Raw genomic sequence first — 25,557 nt, forward strand, 5'->3', positions numbered from 1 at the left:
ATAAAAACTCCTACTTAATAGAAATTTGGTGGTGTTTCAAAAAGTATGCTGAAAAAAAGCAGGTTGGATTTTGATAAAATAGAGAAATGCGAATAACTCTAGAAATCAAGTGTCCAGCCTGCCTAAGTGACAGTATAAAGAAAAATGGCACAAAAGTAGATGGTAAGCAAAATTACCAATGTAAAATATGCAGACGTCAATTTATTGGTGATCATGCTCTCAGTTATCAAGGCTGTCACTCAGGTATCAAAACCAAAATATTACACCTCATGGTGCGAGGCAGTGGTGTCAGGGATATAGCAGAAATTGAAAGAGTAAGTATCGGTAAAGTTCTACGGACACTTAGCCAATCAAAATATCAACTTCGAGCACAGCAAAGTCATTATGAAACCCTTGAAGTAGATGAGTTTTGGACTTTTGTTGGTCATAAGCAAAATAAACAATGGCTAATTTATGCCTATCATCGAGAAACAGGTGAAATTGTTGCTTATGTATGGGGTAACCGAGATTTAGCCACTGCAAAACGACTTAAATTAAAATTGAAGCAGTTAGGTGTAAGCTATACATGTATATCAAGTGACCATTGGGATAGCTTTGTTACGACCTTTAAAGAATGCAAACAGTTGATTGGTAAATTTTTCACTGTGGGTATAGAAGGCAATAATTGTCGATTACGGCATCGAATCAGGCGAGGCTTTAGGAGAAGCTGCAACTTCTCCAAAAAGCTTGAAAATCATTTCAAAGCCTTTGATTTAGTGTTCTTTTATATCAATAATGGATTCGTTTAATGCCAGCATACTTTTTGAAACACCACCAACTTTTTTAATTCAGAATCTAATTTTTCAGTTTTCTTTGCTTTAGATGGCATGAGGTATCCAAAACCCAATTTTTTTATCCCTAAATACCCCTTATCAACGATAAAAAAGGGCTTAAATTTTAATTTCCTCATACTTTTTTTAAATATTTTAAAATCATGCATGCTTCCATGACTTCCACATACACTCAGTATTTCACCTGTTGTATAGTGCATAGATAGCTGAAATTTAAAGGTATGTCGCTTTTTTTTACCGCCATACCATTTCTTCTGTTTTTTTTGGACGTTGAACTAATATTTCAGTTGCATCAATCACAACAACTTCCCAATCCACTTCATCTCGATTAGGAAGTTGTTTTGGCAAGTTAAATTTTCCAGAACGGATTAAGGTATCTTCAATAACCCGTGTGATACGAATTGCACTCGTTTCAGATACACCGTAACTCATACCAAGATGGAAAAATGTTCGATATTCTCTCCAATATTCTATACATAAGAGCAAACGATCTTCCAACGGTAATTTATGCGGTCGTCCTTTACCAATATGACGAGGTAAATGCTTATTTAGCTCGGCCAACATGAGGTTAAATGTAGCCCAACTAACACCGGTAAGCCTACGAAACTTAACGTTTGATAATTTTTGAATATCTTTGAATTTCATCCAAGGATTATCTCTTGAATTAAATAATTTTGCTGATTAATTTAAGATCAAATAAATTGTACGTTTTTTGATTTATGACGGAAGTCTATTGAATATAAATGCAATACAATGCTCATAAATACATCGAGATATATCTAATTTTTTATGTCAGCTAATAATTTTAGGAAACACCTTGATCTCAATTTAAGGCAGTTAATACTTTTATTGGCTATTTTTAGTGTGTCTAGCCTTTTTATTATTTCTCTCATTATTAGCTATCAGATCGTCAAAAATCAGTTAATCGACAATTCCCTTGCCTTAAATGCTGACCATGCACATAAAATTGCATTAAGCACAGACAACCATTTTAGAAATATGCTTCTTGAACTGGACTATAGTGCCAAGATATTAGGTCAAGACTTTAATAACAATGAGCTGAGAGAAGCCGAGGTCAATAAATTAAAATATCAGTCTGAACATTATAACAGTGTCGTAATCAGTGATACTCAAGGCAGACTAATCAATTTTTCACCGAATATTCTGAATATTGATAAAAGCAAAATACAACATACTCAAGGGATTATTGACTCTCTCCATAAAAAATCGACTTATATATCTTCACCCTATTTTTCTGTGCAAAAAAACATGATCGTGTTTATATCTCAACCTATTTTTGACAAGTCAAATCACTATCAGGGCTTCATCGGTTCAGCGATTTATTTAAAAGAAAAAAATGTAATTAATCAGCTTCTAACCACTTATAAAAATTATAAGAATAGTTATATGTATGTGATTAACAATGAAAATAAAATTATTTTTCATCCGGATCGTGAAAGAATTGGGCAATGGGCCAGCAATAATACTAGTCTGGAATATATGCATGCGCATAAAAATGGTCAAATTCGTTTAATCAACAGCCAGGGCGTTGATAATCTGGCAGGTTTTTCTCATATTCCGACTTCAAACTGGATCGTGGTTTCCCAGCAACCTACCCATGACTTACTTAAACAGGCAAATTCTATCCTCTATAAATTAGCCGCAGGATTCTTTTTATTTTATCTGCTTGTTTTTTATATTGTATGGCGACTGTCTGATTCTATCTCGGCCCCATTGAACCAACTGGCAGATATGGCGAGTTTACTGAATCAGGCAGAAATCGGCTCAAAAATTAAGGATATCCAGCCCTGGTACTATGAGGTCACAAAATTCAAGTTAGCCCTACTGCTGAGTGTTCGAAAATTTTCACAACAAATGAGCAAGATGGATCATCATATTAATACAGATCCTTTAACCGGCTTGATGAATCGTCGTGGTTTGAATTATGTCATGACTCAAAACATGAAAATGAACATCCCTTTTTCAGTGCTTCTGATGGATGTTGATCATTTTAAAAACATTAATGACAATTACGGTCATGATCAAGGTGATGTTGTCTTAAAGCATATTGCCAAGACGATGCAGCAAAAATTTCGTAAAGATGATATTTGCTGCCGTTATGGCGGTGAAGAATTTATCATTATTATACCGAACAGCAATCTTACTGAAGTTTATGAAAGTGCAGAAAGGTTCAGAAAAGAGATTGCATGTAAAGAAATTCACAACATAGGTTTCATCAGCATTTCGATTGGTATTGCTTCTTGGCCAGACAGTTCTAAAAATATTCTAGACGTTTTGAAAATTGCCGATAACAATCTTTATCGGGCGAAAGATGATGGCCGCAACTGTGTGCGTTACTAATTTGATTTATTTTTCAGATTTATAGATTAAATAAATGGTGCGCTCAGCGGGACTCGAACCCACGCCACAGGCTTCGGAGACCTGTACTCTATCCAGTTGAGCTATGAGCGCATCTTTTTTGGATCGCGCACATCATAACAAAAAAAGCATAAGGTAAAGCAACTATCTCTAACTTCATCATTTTTATGCTTAAGCTTTATACAATGTTCCAAAACAGCAACACAGAATTGCGTGTGAATCACTTGGCTTATTTTGCGAGATCACTCACAATATCTCAACTTTTCACCATTTGAGATATTCATGACTGATGCACTGATCTTAAGGGATGTGTCAAAGACCTATCGCAATGGCTTTCAGGCATTGAAAGGAATTAACTTAAATGTACCAGAAGGTGAATTTTATGCGCTATTGGGTCCTAATGGCGCAGGAAAATCTACTACCATCGGTATTATCAGCTCATTAACAAAAAAAACCTCCGGTACAGTCGAAATTTTTGGTCATAATCTGGATATCCACCCCTCTCAGGCCAAACAGTGCCTAGGCGTAGTGCCTCAGGAATTCAACTTTGCCCAGTTTGAAAAAACCTTCGATATTTTGGTGACTCAGGCAGGCTATTACGGCATTCCTAAAAAAATTGCACAGGAACGGGCGGAGCTTTATCTGACCAAACTGGGTTTATGGGAAAAGCGTTCCACTCAGGCCCGCATGTTATCCGGCGGGATGAAACGTCGCCTGATGATTGCGCGTGCCATGATGCACGAACCGAAACTGCTGATTCTGGATGAACCGACAGCTGGCGTTGATATTGAGTTGCGTCGTTCGATGTGGGAATTTTTGAACGAGATGAATGAAAAAGGCACCTCCATCATTCTGACCACGCATTATCTAGAAGAAGCGGAAATGCTGTGTCGCCGTATTGCGATTATCGATCGCGGTGTGATTAAAGAAGACACCACCATGAAAAGCTTCCTGAGTCAGCTCAATGAAGAATCGTTTATTTTTGATCTGGCCGAACCGATTGAACCTTTACATCTGGATATTATCGGCGTGCGATTTAACCTGATCGATCCGATGACCTTAGAAATCACTATGGACAAGGCACATAGCATAAATGATCTGTTCCAGTTGCTGGAATCACAGAATATTCAGGTGCGCAGTATGCGCAATAAATCCAACCGTCTGGAAGAACTTTTTGTGAAAATGGTCGAGAAAAATCTGGATGGAGCTGCGCAATGAACATTAATCAGCTCAGCGTAGCTTTATATACCATTATCTATAAAGAAGTGCGTCGCTTTATGCGCATCTGGCCACAAACCCTGTTGCCACCTGCAATCACCATGAGCCTGTACTTCGTGATCTTTGGTAATCTGGTCGGCTCACGCATTGGAGAAATGGGCGGCTATAGTTATATGGAGTTCATTGTGCCCGGTCTGATTATGATGGCCGTGATCACCAACAGCTATGCCAACGTCTCATCTAGTTTCTTCAGCTCAAAATTTCAAAAAAGCATTGAAGAACTGATTATGAGTCCTGTACCGATGCATGCCATTTTATGGGGTCATGTATTGGGTGGTGTGATTCGTGGCATATTAGTTGCGATTATTGTCAGTGCCGTGAGCTTATTTTTTGCCGATTTATACATCACCAACTGGTTTGTGACTATATATACAGTCTTGATTACTTCCCTGCTGTTTTCCTTGGGTGGTTTTATCAATGCCGTCTATGCCAAATCTTTCGATGATATCTCGATCATCCCGACTTTTGTGTTAACGCCACTGACCTATTTAGGTGGTGTGTTTTATGCTATTTCGAGCTTAAGCCCATTCTGGCAAAATTTATCTTTAATTAATCCTGTCGTGTATATGGTCAATGCTTTCCGCTATGGCATTTTAGGACATAGCGATGTCAATGTTGCCATTTCACTGACCGTGATTACCTTATGTTGTGCCGTGCTGTATGCAGTGGCCTATCATTTACTCTCCCGTGGTTCAGGAATGCGTGAATAATGAGTGTAGAACAATCTCTCCTTGGTAAAGACACCAATTACCCGACAGAATATCAGCCTGATGTTCTGTTTCCGATTTCGCGCGCGCCTGCCCGTGAACAATACGCACATGTCGAAGCGATTCAGCAAGGTGCTGACTGGTGGCATGTGTTTGAAATTTCCTGGTTAAATTCAGCCGGTGTGCCGCAAGTCGCCATTGGCCGCATTAGCTTGCCAGCGTCCTCGCCGAATCTGATTGAATCCAAATCCTTGAAGCTGTATTTCAATAGTCTGAATTTTGCCAAATTTGCATCTCAAGATGCCTTTATCACGACGGTCGAAAAAGATTTATCTGCTGCAGCTGAAGATGAAGTCAAACTGCAACTGTTTCAGATCGATGAGCTAGAGATTAGCAAGCCGGAAGGTATCTGTATTGATGAGCTTACACCTGAGCGTCTGGAAAATCATCCAGATGCAAGTTTATTGGCTTTGGATGCGGATGATGTAGCAGAAGGCGAAATCCAGTTATATTCACATTTACTCAGAAGTAACTGCCCAGTCACTGGCCAGCCAGACTGGGGAACAGTTTTTATACGTTATCAGGGTAAAAAACCTTGTTATAAGAGTATTTTAGCTTATATTATTTCCTACCGTCAGCATAATGGTTTCCACGAACAATGTGTGGAGCAGATGTTTGCCGATATCTGGCAGCAACTGAAACCAGAAAAGCTGATGGTCTACGCAACCTATACACGCCGTGGTGGATTGGATATCAACCCTTGCCGTGTATCGGATTTAACATGGATGCCTCGCCCTATTCGTTTAGCGCGACAATAAAAAACATTGAGGTTGAACAATGCCATTTTTTGGGTTTATTCCTTCTGCAGAGCTTTTAAATACAATTCAGACTGCACAAAAAAACAAAAATTCAAGTGAGCCGCTTTACCCATTGCGTGATAAAACCGCATTGATGATTAATGATGAAATTATTGATGCGATTCTCACCGAGCTGGTGCGTCGCTTTCCTGCCAGCGATAAACGTGATACTGCGGAAAAACTGGCTGGCTATATCAAGTCGACTGTTGCGGTTTTGCTGAAGCAGTTATTGAGTAAAGCGCCGAACGATGTGGTCAGAGAATCAATTGCATTCTCTGAGCGCAGTCTGTTTAAAGATCCTGAAGGACATTTCCGCATTGGTGAGTCACTGGATGCCAATCTGGTGACGAATTTAAAACATCATTATGCAGAACTTAAAGCCGGTCAGAGTATCGATAAACAAGCGTTCAGTAACCTGTACAAACAATTTGGTGAAGCAACAGTCCGACATTTTATGGTCGACTTTAATAAAACCCTGGATCTTGGCATGATCAAACGTAAGGCAGCAGATATTGGCGCATCTGCAGTGATCAAGGCCATCAATATGGCAGCAGATAAAATCATTCTGAATTTGAATAAAGATGAGCTGCGCGCCATGGCCGAATATCACGACACTTTGTTCTATACAGAATAGTTTTGCACAGCATGGTTTCAAGATTTTCTACAAATCTTGAGGAATTTGCCTGACTTCGGTCAGGCTTTTTTATGATCAGTGAAATAGCTTGTTACAGATAAGCGGCTCTATAAGACAGACTGCCGTAAAAATAGCCAATCCATCGCTATTTTTGTATAAGCGGCTAGGTCTCTTATTCATCCGAATGTTATCTTTAATCTGGCACTTTAAGCCCCACGATTGAAAAAATTTATCAATCTTTTTCATGGCATGATTCAAATGACATCGCCAGCAACTCATCAAAAAAACTGGAAATCGTAGCAAGATGTTGAAATCGGATTTTTATAAAAAGTTTAAGCAGCTTTCAATCGCACTTACCGCATTTGGTCTCAGCAGTTTGAGTCTGGCCAACGATTTCCAATATCACCCTTCTTATGCCGCTTTTAAGCAGAACGCCATGCAGAGCTATGGGCTGAGTGCCCAGCAAGTAGATTCCGCCATGAGCGGGACGCGTAATTTGCCTAATATTATCAATATCATGAATCGCCCAGGTGAAAGTAAGCCTTGGTATTCGTATAAAACTAACTTCCTGGCTGAATCTACCATTCAGCGCGGCGTACGTTTTAAACAGCAATATGCAGAAACGCTTAACCGTGCTGAACAGCAGTTTGGTGTACCACAGGCGATCATTCTGGGCATTTTAGGTGTAGAAACCGGTTTTGGTAGCAACAAGGGCTCTTTTGTCACTCGTGATGCCCTAGCAACCTTAGGGTTTGGCTATGAACGTCGTGCCCAGTATTTTCAGGATGAACTGGCTGCTTTAATTGCCTGGTCGTATAGAGATGGTGTTGCCACCTCTTCTGTGGTGGGTTCGTATGCCGGCGCTGTTGGCTATCCGCAGTTTATGCCGAGCAACATTCCAAAATTCGGCGTGGACTACGATGGCAATGGTCATATTGACCTGCGTAACTCAGCGGTAGATGCGATTGGTTCGATTGCCAACTATCTGGCACAGCACGGCTGGCAGCGTAATCAGCCCATTGCCTTTCCGGCACGTTATACCGGTTCAAATCCCGATGCCGTGATTGCCAAAGATCTGACTCAACCTATACCTTATGGTGTGTTAAAAACGCAAGGCATCAGCCCAATGAATCCAATCGTAAAAATTGACGATCTGGATCTGGTCAATGTAATTCAATTACAAGAGAATTATGGCTCGATTTACTACATCACTTATCCAAATTTTCAAGTGATTACCACTTATAATCGTAGCCGTATGTATGCTACTGCTTTGTGGCTATTAGGTACCGAAATTACCAGCCGTTAACACTGAAAATTAATATAAATTATGAAAGTCAACATTTTTATAGGTTAATTTGTACGTATTTTAAGCAATTTTAATATCATGTTACAATATTGATTATTTTTTAATCATTCATTGTTTATTTTGCGTTCTTTTTTAACTATTTTAATTAAACACTAGACAGGGTATTGTCGGCATGAATATTATCCATTTCGTTAAATGTAGTTGCATAAGTTAAATATCAGGCATGTTTATATGGTTTTTCAGCCATTTATGAACAACCAATAAATATGCTGTTAGGAGTTGATTCGATGCATTCTTCAATTTTGAAGTCTTTTATGGCCATTGCCACGATCGTCACGCTGACGCAATCACAGGCAGATATGGTTCCGTCATCTTCATTCACCAATGAAAATGACAATTCGCGTCTTGCAACGCGAGTACTCAATAAAGAAGCTCAAAGCTTCAATTCAAATTTCACAAATTTGAACAGCCTTTCAATCACTGAGCGTTCTGGCGATAAAGTTCGCCGTGAAACCATTGCAGCGAAAATTGAACTTCCTGCAGAAGAGCCTTCAGTGATTGAAAAACTGAATACAGTGGCTTCTAATACTGTACGTAAATTCAGTCAGACAGGTACAGCGTCTTGGTATGGTCGTCAATTCCACGGCCGTAAAACTGCAAGCGGTGAAACCTTTGACATGAACGCAATGACAGCTGCCCATCGTAGCCTGCCATTGAACTGCTATATTCGCGTAACTAACCGCAATAACGGCAAGAGCGTCGTGGTTAAAGTAAATGACCGCGGTCCTTTCCATGGTAACCGTGTTGTTGATTTATCTTACGGTGCTGCGAAACAGTTGGGTATTACCAGTGCAGGTACTGCAAAAGTCAGTATTGAACGTGTCGCTGGTCCAAATTCTTAAGATTTGACCTGCAACACATTTAACAAAAGCCACAGCAATGTGGCTTTTTTATTGTGCTCATTTTCTAGAAGAATATAAACGCTCCTGCTCCGCCCTATCTTAAAGTTCTTTCAAGAAAATTTTGGTAGGCTCATCCTGCCTGATAAAATTCGCTCGCTTGCATGATTAACTTTTGACCATATCCGGATTCTGCTTTATATTTCCAGATAAGCAAAACATGTTCATGGAATGGAGCGAAGAATGAAAACAATATCTGAATGGTTTGATGAATATAGTGACAGCCATCAAAATAAAACCAATAAGCTGATTCACTGGGTTTGCGTACCGACCATCTATTTTTCGATTATTGGCATTCTAGCGCATTTCAGCGCTTTGCTGACTACCCTGCTACTGGTTTTGGCTTTTATCTTCTATGCACGCCTAGATCTTGTTTTGGCAGTAGCGATGGCTGTATTAACGCTGGTGATGGCTTGGCTCATCTGGATTCTGCCAGTCGGTACCGGTTTCTTTATTGCCCTGTTTGTCTTAGCCTGGATTGGCCAATTTTATGGGCACAAAGTGGAAGGTAAAAAGCCTTCGTTCTTCAAAGACCTCCAATTCCTCCTCATTGGCCCAATTTGGTGCATGGATGCCTATTTAGGTAAAATCCTACCGAACTGGAAATCGCGCCATAACAGCGCAATTATGAGCGTTTAAACGCCATATTCGATTTATCCAATTGGAAGAACCTTATTGATAGGTTCTTCCTTGATGTTTTAACCAGCCATCGACATGTTTTCGCGCAGGGTCATGATGCGTCCAGTGAATCACCCCGCCCTTGTCACTGTATTCATATTCTCCATAAAACTCGACCTGATCCTGTTTTTGAATACTCTGAATACGCGGTGCCAGATCGATATTATGTGCAACCAGTACAGTTTGGCCATTTGGTAATTCGAGGATAAACTTTTGATGGCGCGATCCTTCATGATCATCTGGCAAAACGGCAATCACCTGCCCGCTTGAACGCACTTGTAGATCACTCTGGCGCTGTTGAAACGCCCGTGCAATTCGGTCCAGATCATCAGTCGTTTGAGAGGGTACTAAATTAGGCTCTGAATGAAGCGTTTCAGTTGTAGCATCAGATGCGGATGGAACAAGTGGTTGGGATTGCTGTAGATCCAGGCCCAGATAAGCAGCAATCAACAGTATAATGATTGCCCCGATGCCCAGATTGGTTTTATTTGGCATTTTTTTATAACTTTTTATTAAATGATGAATACATGATCTGAGCTCTATCACTAGACCCAAATCCTGCTCTTGAATTGCTGATGAAGAATAGACCAGCATAAAAAAGCCCCATCAATCAGATAGGGCTTTTTCTAATTCCTCAGGAATTATTTTGCAGCAGCTTGAGCAGCAGCAACTTCTTCAGCGAAGCTCATTTCTGCTTTTTTCTCAATGCCTTCACCAACTTCGAAACGAACGAAGTTTGCAACTGTAGTACCAGTTGCTTTAAGAACGTCCGCAACTTTCTTGTCGTTGTCGATTACGTACATTTGACGCTCAAGCACAACTTCATTCAAGTATTTCTCAACAGAACCTACAACCATCTTCTCAACGATATTTGCTGGCTTGCCAGATTCAAGTGCTTTCGCTTCAGCAATTTCTTTCTCTTTCGCGATAAGCTCAGCAGAAACGCCTTCAGCATTTACAGCAACTGGGTTGAACGCAGCAACGTGCATTGCCAAGCCTTTACCTGTAGCTTCATCACCAGTGTAAGAAACAACAACACCGATTTTAAGACCGTGTTTGTAAACTGCAAGGTTTTCGCCTTCAACAATTTTCGCACGACGTACTTGGATGTTTTCACCGATCTTTTGAACAAGAGCGATACGCGCTTCTTCAACAGTTGCACCATCTTCTAGTTTCAATTCAGCGATTTGAGCAGGATCAGTTACGTTTGCAGCAAGTGCAGCAGCAGCAACTTTCGCAGAGAAACCAGCAAAGTTTTCGTCTTTTGCAACGAAGTCAGTTTGACAGTTAACTTCTAGAAGAAGTGCTTTGTTGCCGTCTTGAGCAATCGTGATTGCGCCGTCAGCAGCAATGTTACCTGCTTTTTTAGCAGCTTTAGCTTGACCAGATTTACGTAGGTTGTCGATCGCCAGTTCAACGTCGCCGCCCGCTTCTGTCAAAGCTTTTTTACATTCCATCATTGCAAGACCAGTACGATCGCGCAATTCTTTAACCATGCTTGCTGTAACTGCAGTCATGTTTATCTCCTAAATTCGGTAGAAAATGAATTCTTTTTAGAACAGAAACGGCCCAGAGGAGTTCTCATGGGCCGCCTGCATACATAACGCTTACTTTGCCACCATCACATGTCGCAAAAATGACAAGCTAGCGTCAAACGCATTAAGCCTCAGAAGCTGGAGCTTCTTCTGCTTTAGCTTGTGCATTTGCTTGTGATTGAGCATATTCTTTACCAGCAAGAATCGCATCAGCCATAGCAGAAGCATAAAGTGTTACTGCACGGATCGCATCATCGTTACCCGGGATAACGTAGTCTACGTTGTCTGGGTTAGAGTTTGTATCAACGATACCGATTACAGGAATACCAAGGTTCTTAGCTTCTTTGATTGCAATCGCTTCGTGATCAACATCGATTACGAATAATGCGTCAGGTAAACCACCCATGTTTTTAACGCCGCCTAAGCCACGCTCAAGTTTTTCCATCTCACGAGTACGCTCTAGAGCTTCACGTTTAGTCAGCTTAGCGAAAGTACCGTCTTGAGATTGAGTTTGAAGGTCTTTTAAACGGTTGATAGATTGGCGAAGTGTTTTCCAGTTCGTCAACATACCACCTAACCAGCGGTGATCTACATATGGTTGACCAGCGCGTTGAGCTTGTTCACGGATGATCGCAGAAGCTGCACGTTTAGTACCAACGAACAAAACTTTGTTCTTTTTGCTAGCCAAGTTGTTAGCAAAGTTCAAAGCATCATTTAACGCAGGAACAGTGTGCTCAAGGTTGATGATGTGAATTTTGTTACGCGCACCAAAGATGTAATCACGCATCTTTGGATTCCAGAAACGAGTTTGGTGACCAAAGTGCGCGCCAGCTTGAAGAAGGTCGCGCATGCTTACGTTGTAATCTGCCATTTTCTTTACCTTAAAGTTTGGGTTAGGCCTCCATATACCCGCATTCTCCACCCTAAAGGGCACCCAGAGTAATGTGTCGATATATGTGCGGATTTTTTGCCTCATCGCACAAAGCCCGTGAAATTTATTCACGAAAAAGCATTTGATAAAATGGGCGGCTATTTATACCATAGTCACACACAAATTTCCAAAAGTTTTTAGAGATCATGAACAACACTTACCAAGCTCCACGTCGACTCATCAAAACCTCTGACGAAATTGAAAAAATGCGTGTGGCAGGGCGACTGGCGGCAGAAGTTTTGGATATGATCAAACCGCATATTGTTCCAGGTGTCACCACTCTGGAACTTGATACGATTTGTCATGACTATATTGTCAATCAACAACAGGCAATTCCTGCATGCTTAGGCTATGGCGCTGCACCGGGTCGACCTGCCTTCCAACATACTATTTGTACTTCTGTAAACCATGTGGTGTGTCACGGCATTCCATCAGACAGTAAAAAATTGAAAAAAGGCGACATCCTGAACATTGATGTGACCGTGATTAAAGATGGCTACCATGGTGACACCAACATGATGTATATCGTGGGTGGTGAAACTTCAATTCTTGCCAACCGTCTATGTAAGGTAGCGCAAGAAGCCATGTACCGGGGTATTGAAACTGTAAAACCGGGTTCAACTATTGGCGATATTGGTCATGCCATTCAGCAGTATGTTGAATCTGAGCGTTTTGGCGTGGTACGTGAATATTGTGGTCACGGTATTGGTACGACTTTCCATGACGAACCGCAAGTGCTGCATTATGGTCAACCAGATACTGGCATGGTGCTTGAAGAAGGCATGACCTTTACCATTGAGCCAATGGTCAATGGCGGCGACTGGAAAACCAAATTACTCGGTGATAAATGGACAGTGGTCACCAAAGATCACTCATTGTCGGCACAATATGAACATACAATTCTGGTGACTAAAACCGGCGCGGAAATTTTAACAGCACGCCCGGACGAAGATTTGTCACGCTTTAGTGCGTAACCACAACATCAACAACACAAAATGGTCACTTTAAAGTGGCCATTTTTATTTTATATTTCATGCATCAATATGCATGACCGAGATGTAACAAGTCTCTCCTCGCCTGCTCCCAGCGCATCGAAATTCAAGATAAAGTTCGGTCAATACACCATTTTTTCCTTAAAGTTTTCCAAATTCTTTTGCCCTATCTGCACCATTTTAGGCTAAGATAATGTGCTTTTTATTTTTTAATCCCTATAAGAAGGAATACTGCCGTGGACGTACGTCTCTCTGATCGTGTGAATGCCATCAAACCGTCCCCTACGCTTGCTGTGACCAACAAAGCTGCTGAATTAAAAGCTGCAGGTCACAACGTGATTGGTTTGGGCGCAGGTGAACCAGATTTTGATACCCCTCAACACATCAAAGATGCAGCAATTGCAGCGATTAACAACGGTTTCACCAAATACACCGCTGTTGACGGTACGCCAGGTCTTAAAAAAGCCATTATTGCTAAATTCAAACGCGACAATAACCTAGACTATGCAGCAAACCAGATTCTGGTTTCTTGTGGTGGTAAGCAATCATTCTTTAACTTGGCACTTGCTTTGTTAAACAAAGGTGATGAAGTGATTATTCCTGCACCTTTCTGGGTAAGCTACCCGGACATGGTGATCATCGCTGAAGGCGTACCAGTTATTGTGAAATGTGGTGAAGAACAACGTTTCAAAATCACCCCTGAACAATTAGAAGCTGCAATCACGGACAAAACACGTCTAGTGGTATTGAACAGCCCATCTAACCCTACAGGTATGATCTACACTAAAGCTGAGCTTGAAGCGCTGGCTGGCGTACTTCGTAAATACCCAGAAGTATTTATCGCATCTGACGACATGTATGAACCAATCCGTTGGGATGACGAGTTCTACAACATCGCAACTGTTGCTCCAGACCTTTATGACCGCACGATTGTGTTAAACGGTGTGTCTAAAGCTTATGCAATGACTGGCTGGCGTATCGGCTACGCAGCGGGCCCTGCTAAACTGATTGGTGCAATGAAAAAGATCCAGTCTCAATCAACTTCTAACCCAACTTCTATTTCGCAAGTTGCTGCTGAAGCTGCATTGAATGGTCCTCAAGACGTTCTTGAACCAATGATTGAAGCATTCAAACGTCGTCATGACCTAGTTGTGAAAGGCTTGAATGATATTCACGGTATTTCTTGCTTGCCTGCTGATGGCGCATTCTATGCATATGCCAACATCAAACCGTTGATTCGTGCCAAAGGTCTTAAATCTTGCACAGAATTCTCTGCATGGTTACTGGAAGAGACTGGCGTTGCAGTGGTTCCTGGCGATGCATTCGGTCTTGGCGGTTTTATGCGTATCTCTTACGCTACTGCTGACGAAGTACTGGTAGATGCCCTTGCTCGTATCAAGAAAGCTGCTGATTCTATCGAAGGCGTTGATGCTGCGATTGCTTCAATCGAAGCTGAAAAAGCTGCAAAATAATCTAGCTTCCTAGATAAAAAAACCCGCGAATTTCGCGGGTTTTTTTATGTTCTTCAACATGTATTAAACAGTGAGTCGTATTCGCTTATAGCTCAAGTATTTAATGAGCAAACAAACAAAACATAGACTTGCTGCAATCGTGTACGCAATACTCAACATCCACCAAAAACCATGAATCCCCAATGCATTGCTTTGCCAATTGAACAGTGTCATTGGATGATACGTCACATACCAACCACCACCTAAGCCCACGACCAGCACGGTACTGATAAAAATAAACATCGGTCTGACAATTTCTCGCCAGCAACGTAGCATTGCCAAACTAATCACCAGTAGCGCATCAAAGATATGCATCCAACACATTAACAGGATCAATGCCAAGGCTAATGCAATCACCTGCGCATCATTGCTAAATAACCCCACAATCCAACTATCTAAGCCCCAAATAGTCAACACGACAACGATAGCTATTAGCATCACAGCCATCAGTGCCCGCTTACTGAGTTGCCATGCAGCATCAATCTGCTCCGCACCAATTTGAGTCGACACCAAAATACCGAAGGCGGATGCCATCGACATCGGCAACATAAACATCAGGCCCAATAAACCAAGCATCACCTGATGTGCATTCACTACAATGTCACCCAAAGGCAAGATCAGCAAAGCAATCGCGCTGATGGCAAATACATCCACAAAAGTCACCACCGCATTGGGCAATCCAATTTTTAAAATTTTCAACAAAGTCTGCCAGTGAAAGAAAACACCAGACCACTGGATCTTTAACTTCTGCTCAAGGAAGAAAAAATAGTAAACAAACAACAGTACCCACTGCACAATTAAATGTGCCATGAATGCACCTTCAACCCCATAGCTTGTAACATAACCCTCAATGCCATAAATCAAGACATAAGCCAAAGCCACTTTGAGCAGTAAATAGATCATATTGGCGTAAAACACACGCTTAGCCTGCCCACAGGCTTGGGTGAAAATATATAAAATACGCAACAATAAATGCGCTGGAATCGTCCAAGCCAACAGCCACAGACATGGCACAATCAATGCCTGTAAGGCCGCATCTGCCTTTAAAAAATAAAGTAAAGGAGTCGCATGATTAAACAAGTACATCGCAACAGCAGAAATCACCAGTACAATCAAAATACTTTGCTTCACGATACGTTGTATATCCGCATAATCCTGACGTCCATTGGCTTCTGCCAGCTCTTGCATCATGCCCTGTAACACCCCAATACCCGTCACAAAGCACAAAGAATAAACAGACAAACAGACTGCCAATGCAGCCACATGCTGAGGTGAAAAATGTGATAGAAAAATCACGTCGAACAAACTACTGAGCATAATAATGGCATTACTGAGAAAAATAGGCACCCAAAGATGCAGAAACTGTTTCATCACCCTATCACTCGATTTTTTAATTCTTTTATAAGATTCGTTTTTTTTGGCAGATTATTTAGATCTGAGATATTTCATTAGAAATGTATACCAGTATCGTGCCATAAATTATTCTATTTCTTATTTTTTATAAAAATGATTTTACTCAGGTGCAGGCAATGCACTTCTTACAAAATAATCCGCCATTCCTATACCAGATTGCTATTATCGATGTCACAATTTTGAATTAAACCTCAATAACTCAAGAATAATGAAAGGAAAAGTACAATGAACCCAAAAGAAATGAGCGGTTTAGCATTACTGGAAGCGATGCGTGATGAAAAAATCCCGGCCCCAAGTATTAGCGAAACCATGTCGATGCAACCAGCAGTGATTGAAAGCGGACATGTAGAATTTAAGGTCAAAGCTGATCATCGACATTTAAATCCGCTTGGCGGCGTCCATGGTGGTTTTGCTGCAACCGTTTTGGATACCGTGACAGGCTGCGCGATTCATACTTTACTTGAAGCAGGTGTCGGTTATGGCACCATTGATCTGAATGTAAAGATGTGCCGCCCTATACCTCAGAATCAGCCACTGAAAGCCGTAGGAAAATCAATTAATCTCAGTAAAAATTTAGGTATTTCTGAAGGTCAGATTCTGGATGAAGAAGGTCGCCTGTATGCTCATGCCACTGCGACCTGTATGATTATTCGGACTGAATGAAATTGCTAGCCTGCACAACTCATCAGGTAATTCATTTAAATAATACTGCTTTTCGCCTGCCCCGCTTCAACAAATGACAAGCGTGGTCGAGTTAAGCCTTGAAACTCAAAATAATGCTTGGAAACATTGGCTAATTCCACATCTTGTGTTTGTGTTATTGAGGCTTGCCACGCTTTAGACTGATTGGTTCCCGTCAAAAGATTCCCAGAAATGGCATAGATATAAAGATCTTTGTCTCGCTCTTTCAGATAGTCTGCATTCAGGAAAACTTCAAAGTTAAATTGACGTTCAGTTTCTACCAACCATTTTTCTGCAAACCATAATTGCAGCAAATCACCTAAATAAAGTGATTTTTGCGCCAAGGGCCATAGCGTGATATGAGCGTCTTTAACCGGGATATAATACTGTGCAGGATCAGCAATAATTTGCAGATAGTTTTCTTGATAATAAGCCAGTTGAGAGAAAATTTGAGGGATGCTGAGCGTATTCATTCGCTGTCTCCGGTTTAGCCATTTTTGTGCTGGCAAGTAGGTTTAAATCCACACTGTTTGACCATTTGGTCAAACGACTTTATGGTTTTAATCTAGCAAGTGAAATTTATTCTGACAAGTATTTTTCGTGAAATTTATGCAATTGCCTAAATTAAAAACAGACAGGCTGTATTTATAATAAATATGATAATTTTTACTTGACCCCTGTCAAAATCTCTCTATAATCGCTTTCAGATTCTCCAATAGCTCAGTCGGTAGAGCGACGGACTGTTAATCCGCAGGTCCCTGGTTCGAGCCCAGGTTGGAGAGCCAAATTCAAGAAAGCCCACTCATAATGAAGTGGGCTTTTTTATTACTTAAAATTTGACGGCTTGTTATTTTCAAATATTTAAAATAAATAATTATTTTCAATCCCTCATAAAACTCGATATATAAATACCCCTCTTTTAAAATTTCGAGATATAAAAAATCCCCATAGATGGAGGATTTTTAAGCTGTCACCGAGATTAAGCCGCTTGAGCCGGCACACCGCTATGAAAACGGAAAGTTTCATCAGGCGCGAGAATTAGCTGTTTTTCAACTTCACGAATATGCAAGATTCGCTCCTGAATATCCTCTTTCGGATTTTTCAGTTTCGCCGTGGTTGCCACATCCATCGCCAAAGCCAGATAGTCTTCAAAATGGCGAGATTCGGACTTGAGCAGATAACGGTAGTAACGTGCTAACTCATCATCAACACGCGAAGCAAGTGCGTAGAAACGCTCACAGGAACGTGCTTCCACAAAGGCACCAATCACCAAGACATCAATCAAGGCTTCAGGTTCAAAAGTCCGGATTTCTTTGCGTAAACCACCAGCATAACGCCCTGCACTCAAGTTCTGCCAAGCCTGACCGCGCTTGTTCATCAATTCAAGTACTTGCTCATAATGCAGCATTTCTTCACGTACCAGCTGCGCAAGCTTCACCTGTAGATCAACAAAATAACTATAGCGGAACATCAGGTTCATGGCAGTGCTAGCTGCTTTTTTTTCACAGTTGGCATGATCTTGCATTAAGATTTCAAGATTTTCGACCGCCATATCTAGCCATGCTTGCGGTGTTTCACAACCGAGGAAAGCAATCACTGGCTGCATCAGTTCATCATAATTAATATTCGACATAATTACTCTAATCTTAACGCGCTGACTTAATCACGGCTTTCATTTGCTGAACCGCTTGTGCCAGACCGACAAATACCGCATCCGCAATTAAAGAATGACCAATATTGAGCTCATGAATCTGCGGAATCGCGGCGATTGGCGTTACATTATCCAGATTTAAACCATGACCTGCATTCACCACCAGACCTTTAGATACAGCATATTCAGCACCTTTGATAATACGTTCAAGTTCCGCCTGTTGCGCTTCTGGAGTTTCTGCATCGGCATAGGCGCCTGTGTGAATCTCAATCGTCGGTGCACCACAAGCAACTGCTGCATCAATTTGTGCAAAATCAGCATCAATAAATAAAGATACATCACAACCAATGGCTGCCAGTTCTTGAGTCGCTGCTTTTACAGCATCAAAATTGCCCACGACATCCAAACCACCTTCAGTGGTCACTTCCTGACGTTTTTCAGGAACAAAGCAAACATGCTGTGGCTTGATTTCCTTGGCAAAGGCAATCATTTCATCCGTTATCGCCAACTCAAGGTTCATACGGGTTTTTAACACAGGACGCATACGACGTACATCGTCATCCTGAATGTGACGACGGTCTTCACGCAAGTGCAAGGTAATGCCTTCTGCCCCTGCCTGTTCGCAGATCAATGCAGCATTGACTGGGTCTGGGTACGTCGTACCACGTGCTTGTCTTAATGTTGCGACATGGTCAATATTGACACCAAGTAATGCAGCCATAATCTTCTCCTAACTACGATTGAGATTGAGAGTTTTGAATCCAGAGTTGTCGACTCTTTAATGGTCGATCACCGAGCAAAGCCGTGATCACCTGTCGATATAGTTTCGTCAGTAATTGTAACTGTTCCGGATTAAAATCCCCACCATTTTCATGCGTCAACATACTTAAAATCTGTTGACCAGACATAGTGGAGCGCAAGGCCTTAGCCGATGGCATAAAGCCAGCATTGAGCTGAAAATAATAATGTTGCTCAGGATTAATCTGCACCTGATTGGCATCTACTGAAAAATCCAGACCATAACCGAGTTCTTCTAGCAGAACATGCTCAAACTGACGCAAGATCTGTTTTAAATATAAATTTGGATTGGATTGTGCGGATAATTGCTGTAATGCAGTCAAGGTCTCAGCATATTTGGCAAAAGTTTGCGGCATTTCGACTTCTAAAGGACATAGCCGTAACAGGATTTCATTCAAATAAAAACCCGAGAAAAAGGCATCGCCAAAAAAGAAAATCGGCTGATTGACAATTTCCAGTTTAGTAAAATTTTTGAGTTCGGATTTACCTGAAGCCTGCAAGCGAATGGGCTGATACTGTGGTGGTGGCATTTGCCTGAGAATACCATCTACCCTGCCATATTCTTGGGTAAATAAATGCACAATATGACTGCGTTCACGGTACTTACGATGATGAATCAAATAGCCATGCAGTACTTCATTACGCATAAGCGGGTACTTTAATCCTTATCTTTTTTTGATTTTTTATCATCTTCTTCGTCATCCCCATCCGGGATCACTGCACCCACAACAGCCGCAGTACCTTTGACTGCGACTTTTGTGGTTTTATAAGCCACCTTGACAGGAACCGTGACCACTTTATGAATACAGCCTTGCAGGAATAAAACACATACAACTACTGCTAACACTTTTATCATCACGGCATTCCTTAAAGAGTCTTACAAATTTTTATCGCTTAGATATCACTATAACCTAAGCTTTTTAATGCACGCTCATCATCAGACCAGCCACCTTTGACTTTCACCCAAAGGGTTAGCATGATTTTTTGCTCGAACATTTTTTCCATGTCGAGACGCGCATCCATACCGATTTTCTTCAGTTTGACACCTTTCTCGCCAATCACAATGGCTTTTTGGCTCGGACGATCGACAAAAATCGTGGCATCAATATAGGTACAGGCTGCCTTCATACGACCGGTTTTTTCATTCAAGACCGGTTCTTCAGTTTTGAAGGATTCGATCTGAACGGTCAAATCGTATGGAAGCTCTTCACCCAGTTGGCGCATGATCTTTTCACGGATAATTTCAGATGCCAGGAAACGCTCTGAACGATCGGTCAGTTGATCCAGCGAGTACAGTGGTGGCTGGAATGGAAGATACTTGGCAATCGTGTCACGCAAATGTTCAAGATTGGCACCACGAAGCGCAGATACCGGTACGATTTCTGCAAAGTTCATCAGCTTTTCGCGTTCACGAATCAGCGGCAGAGCTTCGTTCTTGTTTTCAAAAGTATCCAGCTTGTTAATCACCAGAATGACTGGCATTTCAGCATTTTTCAGCTTTTCCAGAACCAGGTCATCGTTTGGCGTCCACTTTTGTGCATCCACTACGAATAAAACCAGGTTCACATCACGCAAAGCCGAATGTGCCGCACGGTTCATCATTTTATTGATGGCACGGACTTCTTTTTTATGCATCCCAGGTGTATCAACAAATACTGCCTGAGATTTTTCACGTGAATCAATCCCCACAATTTTATGACGTGTGGTTTGCGGTTTACGTGAAGTAATCGAAAGTTTCTGACCCAGAATATGGTTCATTAAGGTAGATTTACCCACATTCGGGCGACCTACAATAGCAACAAAACCACTACGATAATCTGATGGGATTTCGGTGCCTTGCGCACTAAAAAATTGACTAATAAGGTCGTGACTGTCGCTTTGCGACTCGTGATCAGCATCAATGTGATCGGAATGAGTAGTCATTAAGACTTATGCTCCAAAAGTTTCAAAATATCCGCCGCAACGGCTTGTTCAGCAAAACGCCGGCTCGCGCCTTCGCCTTGCATAGTCGGCAATCCCGCAATCTGGCATTCCACTTTAAAATGCTGATTGGGTGCATCACCTTGAATATCTACAACCTCGTAAACTGGGAGAGGTTTCTTACGTGCTTGTAAATACTCTTGTAAGCGAGATTTAGGATCTTTAAGCTGATCTGTGGGCTCAATATGATCTAAATAGGGTTCGTACCATTTTAACACAATCGGTTCTAGCACAGTGAGATCACCGCAGTCGACATAGATTGCGCCAATAATGGCTTCTACCGTATCTGCCAGTATAGACTCACGATGATGACCACCAGATTTCAATTCACCGGTACTGAGAATTAAATTCTGGCTCAGTTTTAAATCATTGGCGATTTTTCCTAATGCTTCCTGACGAACCAGGGTTGCACGCATACGCGTCAACCGGCCTTCATTTTCGCTTGGATAGGCATTAAAAAGATAATTCGCAATGATCATCCCTAAAAGAGAATCGCCCAGAAATTCCAGGCGCTCGTAGTTGTGTTTATGACTGACTGAACGATGAGTCAATGCCAGTTTCAGCAAATCAGCCTGTTTAAACTGATAGCCGATCCGTTTGGCAAGACGTTCATCATTTAGCTTTGACTGTGCTTTGATCAAACTCTTTCTCAAACTTCATCACTAAATCGATATTCATTATGAAATTTTTACGAATTTCATAATTCTTGTGCACCTGTAAACCATCGGTATTGGTAACTTTGGCAATTTCGTCAAACTTTAGATCACGAATATTATTCATTTCTAAACGCTGACTCATCTGTTGACGGAATTTTTCTGGCGTTATATTGGCTGGAGCACTTTTTAACAGCGCCTCAATCTCACCATCTACCATACGATCATCGAAGTATGGTCCCCACACCGCAATCGCCACTTTTGCAAGAAATGCAAAGCCCACGATTGCAATTAAAACCCCAATATAAGAAGCACCTTGTTGATGTCTCATTTTTATTTTCCTGATTGAAACAATTAATCGATTGTTCCGTTTCGACCAAACGATGGCAATTTAAAGCCAGGTTCTTTATGCATCCAGATATAGAAGGCACGACCTGTTAAGTTTTCTTCCGGAACAAGCCCCCAAAAACGACTGTCAGCACTCTGATCGCGATTATCCCCCATCGCAAAGTAATGACCTTCTGGCACTTTCACTTCCCAATATAAACCATTTTCACCTGAATATTTACCATTTTCCAGATAGTTAATAAAAGGTGCCTGACGAGCGACATTCACACCTTCCAGCTCACGCATGGTAAAGGTATGCTCACCCAAGGTTTCTTTATGATAAATGGCATTTGGAGTATCTAAACGGTCTTTTTCGCGGCTAAATTCTACTGGAACTTTCGCCACTTTTTCACCATTAATGCTCAACTGGCCATGATCATAAACAATATGATCGCCTGGCAAGCCGACAATACGCTTGATATAACTGATGGTCGGTTGCGGTGGATAACGGAATACCGCTACATCACCACGTTCCGGGCTGCCGGTATCAATAATTTTGGTATTGACCATAGGCAGTTTGATGCCATAGTCAAATTTATTCACCAGAATAAAATCGCCGGTTTCCAGCGTCGGCACCATCGAATCGGATGGAATATTAAAAGGTTCATATAAAAACGAACGCAATACCAGCACGATGGCCAGTACCGGCCAAAAGTCATAAGCCCAGGTGATAATGAAATTCTCATGGCCTTTGCCTCGGGTTTGTCTTTGCTTCAAAACAAACTTGTCTAGCAACCACACTGCGACAAAAAACAGGGTCGCAGGAACAAGAATCAAATTAAAATCAAAATCCATGGGCTTATATCCTTATTATTTTAGCGTTCGACTTTTAATACAGCTAAGAACGCTTCTTGCGGGATTTCTACGCTACCCACCTGTTTCATGCGTTTCTTACCTTCTTTCTGTTTAGACAGAAGTTTTTTCTTACGTGACACGTCACCACCATAACACTTCGCCAATACGTTTTTACGCATCGCTTTTACAGTCGAACGTGCAATGATTTGCGCACCAATTGCCGCCTGAATCGCGACATCAAACATTTGACGTGGAATCAGGTCTTTCATTTTTTCAACCAGTGCAATACCACGATGACGTGCATCATTACGGTGACAGATCATCGCCAAGGCATCGACTTTTTCCCCATTGATCAAGACATCTACTTTGACTAAAGATGAGCTTTCAAAACGGACAAAGTTATAGTCCAGTGATGCAAAACCACGTGAACAAGACTTCAATTTATCAAAGAAGTCCATGACCACTTCGGCCATTGGAATTTCGAAAGTAATGGAAACCTGATTCGCCATAAACTTCATGTCTTTTTGCACACCACGGCGCTCAACACATAACGTCATGACGTTACCCAAGTATTCTTGCGGTACCAGAATATGACACTCAGCAATCGGTTCACGTAAATCTTCAACCGTTGAACCATCCGGCATTTTGGATGGACTGTCGATATAAATCGTCTGACCATTCTTCATCACCGCTTCATAAATTACGGTTGGCGCAGAAGAAATCAGGTCAAGATCATACTCGCGTTCCAGACGCTCCTGTACGATTTCCATGTGCAGCATGCCCAAGAAACCACAGCGGAAACCAAAACCGAGCGCATCTGAACTTTCAGGTTCAAAGAACAAAGCCGAGTCATTGATTTGCAGCTTGTGCAATGCTTCACGGAAAGGTTCAAAATCGCTGGCATCAATCGGGAATAGACCAGCATAAACCTGTGGTTTCACCTTTTTAAAGCCCGGCAATGTTGCCACTTCAGGTGTGGTTGCCAATGTAATCGTATCACCGACTGGCGCACCGAAAATATCTTTGATACCGGCAATGACAAAACCAACTTCACCCGCTTCCAGCATACCGGTTTCAGTATGTTTCGGGTTAAAGATACCTACAGAAGTAATAATATGCGTTTGACCAGTTGATTTGATCAACATCTTGTCGCCTTTACGCACTCGACCCTGCTTGACCCGAACCAGAGAAACTACACCAAGGTAGTTGTCAAACCATGAATCCACAATCAGCGCTTGTAATGGCGCTTCGCGATCACCCTCAGGTGCAGGAATTACATTGACCAGTGTTTCAAGCACACCTTCAATACCTAAACCTGTTTTTGCAGAACAGGTCGGCGCTTCTGTGGCTTCAATCCCGATAATGTCTTCAATTTCCTGAATGACACGTTCAGGTTCAGCTTGCGGCAAGTCGATCTTGTTCAGTACCGGAAGTACTTCCAGACCTTGTTCAATTGCGGTATAGCAGTTAGCAACAGACTGTGCTTCTACGCCCTGCGCAGCATCTACAACCAGCAAGGCACCTTCACAGGCAGCAAGGGAGCGTGAGACTTCATACGAGAAGTCGACGTGTCCCGGTGTATCAATAAAGTTCAACTGATACTCTTGACCGTTGGGATGCGTATAGTACAAGGTTACCGAAGTGGCTTTAATGGTAATCCCACGTTCGCGCTCAAGCTCCATTGAGTCAAGGACTTGAGCCTGCATTTCACGATCTTGCAAACCGCCACAAGTTTGAATAAAGCGATCCGCTAGGGTCGATTTACCGTGGTCAATGTGCGCAATAATCGAGAAGTTACGAATGTTTTTAATATCAACAGATTTTTTAGCTTGCGCCATGGGTTACCTTGAGAAAAAAACGCGCTATGTAATTTAAAAATATTACATAACAAAAGCCGAATAGAAATTGCGAAGGATTATAGCAGAATGGTGATCTAGAAAAAGAATTATATTTTTCCTTTATTCCCTATGTCGTGTACACATCGGTCAGATGAAGTCTGGATCACCATGATTAGAAAATAGCTCCCCAACTCCACTTCTTCATCAATATTATCAAAGTGTACTGATCAAACTGGAAAATGTTGCCTCATTAATCCAGATGTAAAGTTGAAAAATCAAAAGGATTTACATGTTCTGAAAGTGGCTGATAAGCCTGGGTAAAAGTTGGTGACATGCGTTTTGGGCGCCCTGTGGCCATTTCAATACAGGCCCATTGCGTACTTCCGGTAAATAACAGGGTTTGATCCTGTGGCCGATAGAATGCATATTGTCGAAATGAATACAGCGCGTTGATATCGTTGAGCCAGGTTCGCAAAATAATTTCATCGCCTTCGAAAGCGGCCTTGCGATATTGCACCTGATGTTCAACCGCCACCATGGCATGTTTCAGTGCCACATATTCCTTCAATCCCAATCCCAGCTTTTCAATATGGGCTGTGGCGACATCCTGCATCCATTGCACATAGACCACATTATTCACATGGCCCAATCCATCAATATGTTTGGCTTTTACCGTTAATGCAAGATCAAAAATACCGCTCACTGTGCTGTTATCCTTTCCATGATTTTAAGGCTATAGAGTCTACCGAATTTATCGCCCGGAT

Annotated in this window: 28 protein-coding genes, 2 tRNA genes and 1 pseudogene; 13 read left to right on the forward strand and 18 right to left on the reverse strand. The window is 41.7% G+C overall.

Annotated features, from left to right (window positions below; translation table 11 throughout):
* Nucleotides 1-86: 86 nt before the first annotated feature.
* Nucleotides 87-788, forward strand: coding sequence for an IS1 family transposase (locus tag HGD77_RS10200; RefSeq protein ID WP_004282341.1), 702 nt, complete (start codon nt 87-89; stop codon nt 786-788).
* Here the strand turns inward: HGD77_RS10200 and HGD77_RS10205 are convergent.
* Nucleotides 785-1,033: pseudogene (locus HGD77_RS10205) on the reverse strand (hypothetical protein); the annotation flags it as partial. The gene HGD77_RS10200 and the pseudogene HGD77_RS10205 sit on opposite strands and share 4 nt — an antisense overlap.
* 31 nt (nt 1,034-1,064) lie before the next feature.
* On the reverse strand, nt 1,065-1,394 hold the full coding sequence (locus HGD77_RS10210; RefSeq protein WP_168730809.1) for a helix-turn-helix domain-containing protein: 330 nt from the start codon (nt 1,392-1,394) through the stop codon (nt 1,065-1,067).
* A 225-nt stretch (nt 1,395-1,619) separates the two neighbouring features.
* Between HGD77_RS10210 and HGD77_RS10215 the strand changes: the two genes are divergently transcribed.
* Nucleotides 1,620-3,191, forward strand: a complete 1,572-nt coding sequence (locus tag HGD77_RS10215) for a sensor domain-containing diguanylate cyclase (RefSeq protein ID WP_005265757.1) — start codon at nt 1,620-1,622, stop codon at nt 3,189-3,191.
* A 35-nt stretch (nt 3,192-3,226) separates the two neighbouring features.
* Here HGD77_RS10215 and HGD77_RS10220 read toward each other — a convergent pair.
* A tRNA-Arg gene (locus HGD77_RS10220) sits at nt 3,227-3,302 on the reverse strand.
* 189 nt (nt 3,303-3,491) lie between these two features.
* Between HGD77_RS10220 and HGD77_RS10225 the strand changes: the two genes are divergently transcribed.
* The 7 genes from HGD77_RS10225 to HGD77_RS10255 all read left to right on the forward strand — a co-directional run bounded on the left by HGD77_RS10225 (nt 3,492) and on the right by HGD77_RS10255 (nt 9,589).
* Nucleotides 3,492-4,427: an ABC transporter ATP-binding protein gene (locus tag HGD77_RS10225; RefSeq protein WP_005265758.1), complete on the forward strand. Its 936-nt coding sequence runs from the start codon at nt 3,492-3,494 to the stop codon at nt 4,425-4,427.
* Nucleotides 4,424-5,197: an ABC transporter permease gene (locus HGD77_RS10230; RefSeq protein ID WP_004279041.1), complete on the forward strand. Its 774-nt coding sequence runs from the start codon at nt 4,424-4,426 to the stop codon at nt 5,195-5,197. The genes HGD77_RS10225 and HGD77_RS10230 overlap by 4 nt, the downstream gene beginning before the upstream one ends.
* A complete protein-coding gene (gene queF / locus HGD77_RS10235; RefSeq protein ID WP_005265759.1) occupies nt 5,197-6,012 on the forward strand; it encodes an NADPH-dependent 7-cyano-7-deazaguanine reductase QueF in 816 nt (271 codons plus the stop codon). The genes HGD77_RS10230 and queF overlap by 1 nt, the downstream gene beginning before the upstream one ends.
* 19 nt (nt 6,013-6,031) lie before the next feature.
* On the forward strand, nt 6,032-6,685 hold the full coding sequence (locus HGD77_RS10240; protein WP_004645603.1) for a hypothetical protein: 654 nt from the start codon (nt 6,032-6,034) through the stop codon (nt 6,683-6,685).
* Between the two features lie 304 nt (nt 6,686-6,989).
* Nucleotides 6,990-7,991, forward strand: a complete 1,002-nt coding sequence (gene mltB, locus HGD77_RS10245) for a lytic murein transglycosylase B (RefSeq protein ID WP_005265760.1) — start codon at nt 6,990-6,992, stop codon at nt 7,989-7,991.
* Nucleotides 7,992-8,278: 287 nt separating this feature from the next.
* A complete protein-coding gene (locus tag HGD77_RS10250) occupies nt 8,279-8,893 on the forward strand; it encodes a septal ring lytic transglycosylase RlpA family protein (protein WP_004279046.1) in 615 nt (204 codons plus the stop codon).
* A 240-nt stretch (nt 8,894-9,133) separates the two neighbouring features.
* The gene (locus HGD77_RS10255) at nt 9,134-9,589 is read left to right on the forward strand and encodes a DUF962 domain-containing protein (RefSeq protein ID WP_005106461.1); all 456 of its coding nucleotides are present in this window, start codon (nt 9,134-9,136) and stop codon (nt 9,587-9,589) included.
* A gap of 33 nt (nt 9,590-9,622) precedes the next feature.
* Here HGD77_RS10255 and HGD77_RS10260 read toward each other — a convergent pair whose 3' ends face one another.
* The 3 genes from HGD77_RS10260 to rpsB all read right to left on the reverse strand — a co-directional run bounded on the left by HGD77_RS10260 (nt 9,623) and on the right by rpsB (nt 12,034).
* Entirely contained in the window at nt 9,623-10,123 is a 501-nt protein-coding gene (locus HGD77_RS10260) for a DUF3465 domain-containing protein (protein WP_026056543.1), read from the reverse strand.
* A gap of 146 nt (nt 10,124-10,269) precedes the next feature.
* Entirely contained in the window at nt 10,270-11,145 is an 876-nt protein-coding gene (gene tsf, locus HGD77_RS10265; RefSeq protein WP_004279049.1) for a translation elongation factor Ts, read from the reverse strand.
* Between the two features lie 142 nt (nt 11,146-11,287).
* Complete coding sequence (rpsB, locus tag HGD77_RS10270; protein WP_004279050.1) at nt 11,288-12,034, reverse strand: 30S ribosomal protein S2; 747 nt, start codon at nt 12,032-12,034, stop codon at nt 11,288-11,290.
* 206 nt (nt 12,035-12,240) lie between these two features.
* Here rpsB and map point away from each other — a divergent pair, with 206 nt between their 5' ends.
* Together map and HGD77_RS10280 are read left to right on the forward strand one after the other, a co-directional pair.
* On the forward strand, nt 12,241-13,068 hold the full coding sequence (gene map / locus HGD77_RS10275) for a type I methionyl aminopeptidase (RefSeq protein ID WP_138742588.1): 828 nt from the start codon (nt 12,241-12,243) through the stop codon (nt 13,066-13,068).
* Nucleotides 13,069-13,322: 254 nt separating this feature from the next.
* On the forward strand, nt 13,323-14,558 hold the full coding sequence (locus HGD77_RS10280) for a pyridoxal phosphate-dependent aminotransferase (protein WP_004279052.1): 1,236 nt from the start codon (nt 13,323-13,325) through the stop codon (nt 14,556-14,558).
* A 63-nt stretch (nt 14,559-14,621) separates the two neighbouring features.
* Here HGD77_RS10280 and HGD77_RS10285 read toward each other — a convergent pair whose 3' ends face one another.
* Nucleotides 14,622-15,968 carry an MATE family efflux transporter gene (locus HGD77_RS10285; RefSeq protein ID WP_004279053.1) on the reverse strand — a complete coding sequence of 449 codons (1,347 nt, stop codon included), beginning with the start codon at nt 15,966-15,968 and terminating at the stop codon, nt 14,622-14,624.
* A gap of 267 nt (nt 15,969-16,235) precedes the next feature.
* Here HGD77_RS10285 and HGD77_RS10290 point away from each other — a divergent pair, with 267 nt between their 5' ends.
* The gene (locus HGD77_RS10290) at nt 16,236-16,673 is read left to right on the forward strand and encodes a PaaI family thioesterase (protein WP_004279054.1); all 438 of its coding nucleotides are present in this window, start codon (nt 16,236-16,238) and stop codon (nt 16,671-16,673) included.
* Nucleotides 16,674-16,708: 35 nt separating this feature from the next.
* On the opposite strand, the gene HGD77_RS10295 is transcribed toward HGD77_RS10290, so the two are convergent.
* Complete coding sequence (locus HGD77_RS10295; protein ID WP_004731657.1) at nt 16,709-17,164, reverse strand: hypothetical protein; 456 nt, start codon at nt 17,162-17,164, stop codon at nt 16,709-16,711.
* A gap of 236 nt (nt 17,165-17,400) precedes the next feature.
* Between HGD77_RS10295 and HGD77_RS10300 the strand changes: the two genes are divergently transcribed.
* Nucleotides 17,401-17,476, forward strand: a tRNA-Asn gene (locus tag HGD77_RS10300).
* Nucleotides 17,477-17,670: 194 nt separating this feature from the next.
* Here HGD77_RS10300 and HGD77_RS10305 read toward each other — a convergent pair.
* The 10 genes from HGD77_RS10305 to HGD77_RS10350 form a co-directional block, all read right to left on the reverse strand.
* Nucleotides 17,671-18,324 (reverse strand): tRNA-(ms[2]io[6]A)-hydroxylase, encoded by a 654-nt coding sequence (locus HGD77_RS10305; protein WP_004279057.1) that lies wholly within the window; start codon nt 18,322-18,324, stop codon nt 17,671-17,673.
* Between the two features lie 13 nt (nt 18,325-18,337).
* Nucleotides 18,338-19,063: a pyridoxine 5'-phosphate synthase gene (gene pdxJ, locus HGD77_RS10310; RefSeq protein ID WP_004279058.1), complete on the reverse strand. Its 726-nt coding sequence runs from the start codon at nt 19,061-19,063 to the stop codon at nt 18,338-18,340.
* 13 nt (nt 19,064-19,076) lie between these two features.
* The gene (recO, locus tag HGD77_RS10315) at nt 19,077-19,787 is read right to left on the reverse strand and encodes a DNA repair protein RecO (protein ID WP_005263466.1); all 711 of its coding nucleotides are present in this window, start codon (nt 19,785-19,787) and stop codon (nt 19,077-19,079) included.
* A gap of 11 nt (nt 19,788-19,798) precedes the next feature.
* Complete coding sequence (locus HGD77_RS10320; protein WP_005263469.1) at nt 19,799-19,996, reverse strand: NF038104 family lipoprotein; 198 nt, start codon at nt 19,994-19,996, stop codon at nt 19,799-19,801.
* A 38-nt stretch (nt 19,997-20,034) separates the two neighbouring features.
* The gene (gene era, locus HGD77_RS10325; protein WP_004279061.1) at nt 20,035-21,063 is read right to left on the reverse strand and encodes a GTPase Era; all 1,029 of its coding nucleotides are present in this window, start codon (nt 21,061-21,063) and stop codon (nt 20,035-20,037) included.
* Nucleotides 21,063-21,761 carry a ribonuclease III gene (gene rnc / locus HGD77_RS10330; RefSeq protein WP_004279062.1) on the reverse strand — a complete coding sequence of 233 codons (699 nt, stop codon included), beginning with the start codon at nt 21,759-21,761 and terminating at the stop codon, nt 21,063-21,065. The genes era and rnc overlap by 1 nt, the downstream gene beginning before the upstream one ends.
* The gene (locus HGD77_RS10335) at nt 21,733-22,104 is read right to left on the reverse strand and encodes a DUF4845 domain-containing protein (RefSeq protein WP_004279063.1); all 372 of its coding nucleotides are present in this window, start codon (nt 22,102-22,104) and stop codon (nt 21,733-21,735) included. Before HGD77_RS10335 ends, rnc begins: the two co-directional genes overlap by 29 nt.
* A 23-nt stretch (nt 22,105-22,127) precedes the next feature.
* Nucleotides 22,128-22,955 carry a signal peptidase I gene (lepB, locus tag HGD77_RS10340; RefSeq protein WP_004279064.1) on the reverse strand — a complete coding sequence of 276 codons (828 nt, stop codon included), beginning with the start codon at nt 22,953-22,955 and terminating at the stop codon, nt 22,128-22,130.
* Nucleotides 22,956-22,975: 20 nt separating this feature from the next.
* Nucleotides 22,976-24,793 (reverse strand): translation elongation factor 4, encoded by a 1,818-nt coding sequence (gene lepA / locus HGD77_RS10345; RefSeq protein WP_004279065.1) that lies wholly within the window; start codon nt 24,791-24,793, stop codon nt 22,976-22,978.
* 250 nt (nt 24,794-25,043) lie between these two features.
* The gene (locus HGD77_RS10350; protein ID WP_004279066.1) at nt 25,044-25,496 is read right to left on the reverse strand and encodes an acyl-CoA thioesterase; all 453 of its coding nucleotides are present in this window, start codon (nt 25,494-25,496) and stop codon (nt 25,044-25,046) included.
* Nucleotides 25,497-25,557: the final 61 nt, after the last annotated feature.

This window comes from Acinetobacter sp. NEB149, from assembly GCF_012516415.1.
Classification (GTDB): Bacteria; Pseudomonadota; Gammaproteobacteria; order Pseudomonadales; family Moraxellaceae; genus Acinetobacter; species Acinetobacter lwoffii_V.

Bases quoted from the DNA above. Each gene is read 5' to 3' on its own strand.
- HGD77_RS10200 (WP_004282341.1), top strand. From the start codon at position 87: ATGCGAATAACTCTAGAAATCAAGTGTCCAGCCTGCCTAAGTGACAGT.
- HGD77_RS10210 (WP_168730809.1), bottom strand. From the start codon at position 1,394: ATGTTGGCCGAGCTAAATAAGCATTTACCTCGTCATATTGGTAAAGGA.
- HGD77_RS10215 (WP_005265757.1), top strand. From the start codon at position 1,620: ATGTCAGCTAATAATTTTAGGAAACACCTTGATCTCAATTTAAGGCAG.
- HGD77_RS10225 (WP_005265758.1), top strand. From the start codon at position 3,492: ATGACTGATGCACTGATCTTAAGGGATGTGTCAAAGACCTATCGCAAT.
- HGD77_RS10230 (WP_004279041.1), top strand. From the start codon at position 4,424: ATGAACATTAATCAGCTCAGCGTAGCTTTATATACCATTATCTATAAA.
- queF (WP_005265759.1), top strand. From the start codon at position 5,197: ATGAGTGTAGAACAATCTCTCCTTGGTAAAGACACCAATTACCCGACA.
- HGD77_RS10240 (WP_004645603.1), top strand. From the start codon at position 6,032: ATGCCATTTTTTGGGTTTATTCCTTCTGCAGAGCTTTTAAATACAATT.
- mltB (WP_005265760.1), top strand. From the start codon at position 6,990: ATGTTGAAATCGGATTTTTATAAAAAGTTTAAGCAGCTTTCAATCGCA.
- HGD77_RS10250 (WP_004279046.1), top strand. From the start codon at position 8,279: ATGCATTCTTCAATTTTGAAGTCTTTTATGGCCATTGCCACGATCGTC.
- HGD77_RS10255 (WP_005106461.1), top strand. From the start codon at position 9,134: ATGAAAACAATATCTGAATGGTTTGATGAATATAGTGACAGCCATCAA.
- HGD77_RS10260 (WP_026056543.1), bottom strand. From the start codon at position 10,123: ATGCCAAATAAAACCAATCTGGGCATCGGGGCAATCATTATACTGTTG.
- tsf (WP_004279049.1), bottom strand. From the start codon at position 11,145: ATGACTGCAGTTACAGCAAGCATGGTTAAAGAATTGCGCGATCGTACT.
- rpsB (WP_004279050.1), bottom strand. From the start codon at position 12,034: ATGGCAGATTACAACGTAAGCATGCGCGACCTTCTTCAAGCTGGCGCG.
- map (WP_138742588.1), top strand. From the start codon at position 12,241: ATGAACAACACTTACCAAGCTCCACGTCGACTCATCAAAACCTCTGAC.
- HGD77_RS10285 (WP_004279053.1), bottom strand. From the start codon at position 15,968: ATGAAACAGTTTCTGCATCTTTGGGTGCCTATTTTTCTCAGTAATGCC.
- HGD77_RS10290 (WP_004279054.1), top strand. From the start codon at position 16,236: ATGAACCCAAAAGAAATGAGCGGTTTAGCATTACTGGAAGCGATGCGT.
- HGD77_RS10295 (WP_004731657.1), bottom strand. From the start codon at position 17,164: ATGAATACGCTCAGCATCCCTCAAATTTTCTCTCAACTGGCTTATTAT.
- HGD77_RS10305 (WP_004279057.1), bottom strand. From the start codon at position 18,324: ATGTCGAATATTAATTATGATGAACTGATGCAGCCAGTGATTGCTTTC.
- pdxJ (WP_004279058.1), bottom strand. From the start codon at position 19,063: ATGGCTGCATTACTTGGTGTCAATATTGACCATGTCGCAACATTAAGA.
- recO (WP_005263466.1), bottom strand. From the start codon at position 19,787: ATGCGTAATGAAGTACTGCATGGCTATTTGATTCATCATCGTAAGTAC.
- HGD77_RS10320 (WP_005263469.1), bottom strand. From the start codon at position 19,996: ATGATAAAAGTGTTAGCAGTAGTTGTATGTGTTTTATTCCTGCAAGGC.
- era (WP_004279061.1), bottom strand. From the start codon at position 21,063: ATGACTACTCATTCCGATCACATTGATGCTGATCACGAGTCGCAAAGC.
- HGD77_RS10335 (WP_004279063.1), bottom strand. From the start codon at position 22,104: ATGAGACATCAACAAGGTGCTTCTTATATTGGGGTTTTAATTGCAATC.
- lepB (WP_004279064.1), bottom strand. From the start codon at position 22,955: ATGGATTTTGATTTTAATTTGATTCTTGTTCCTGCGACCCTGTTTTTT.
- lepA (WP_004279065.1), bottom strand. From the start codon at position 24,793: ATGGCGCAAGCTAAAAAATCTGTTGATATTAAAAACATTCGTAACTTC.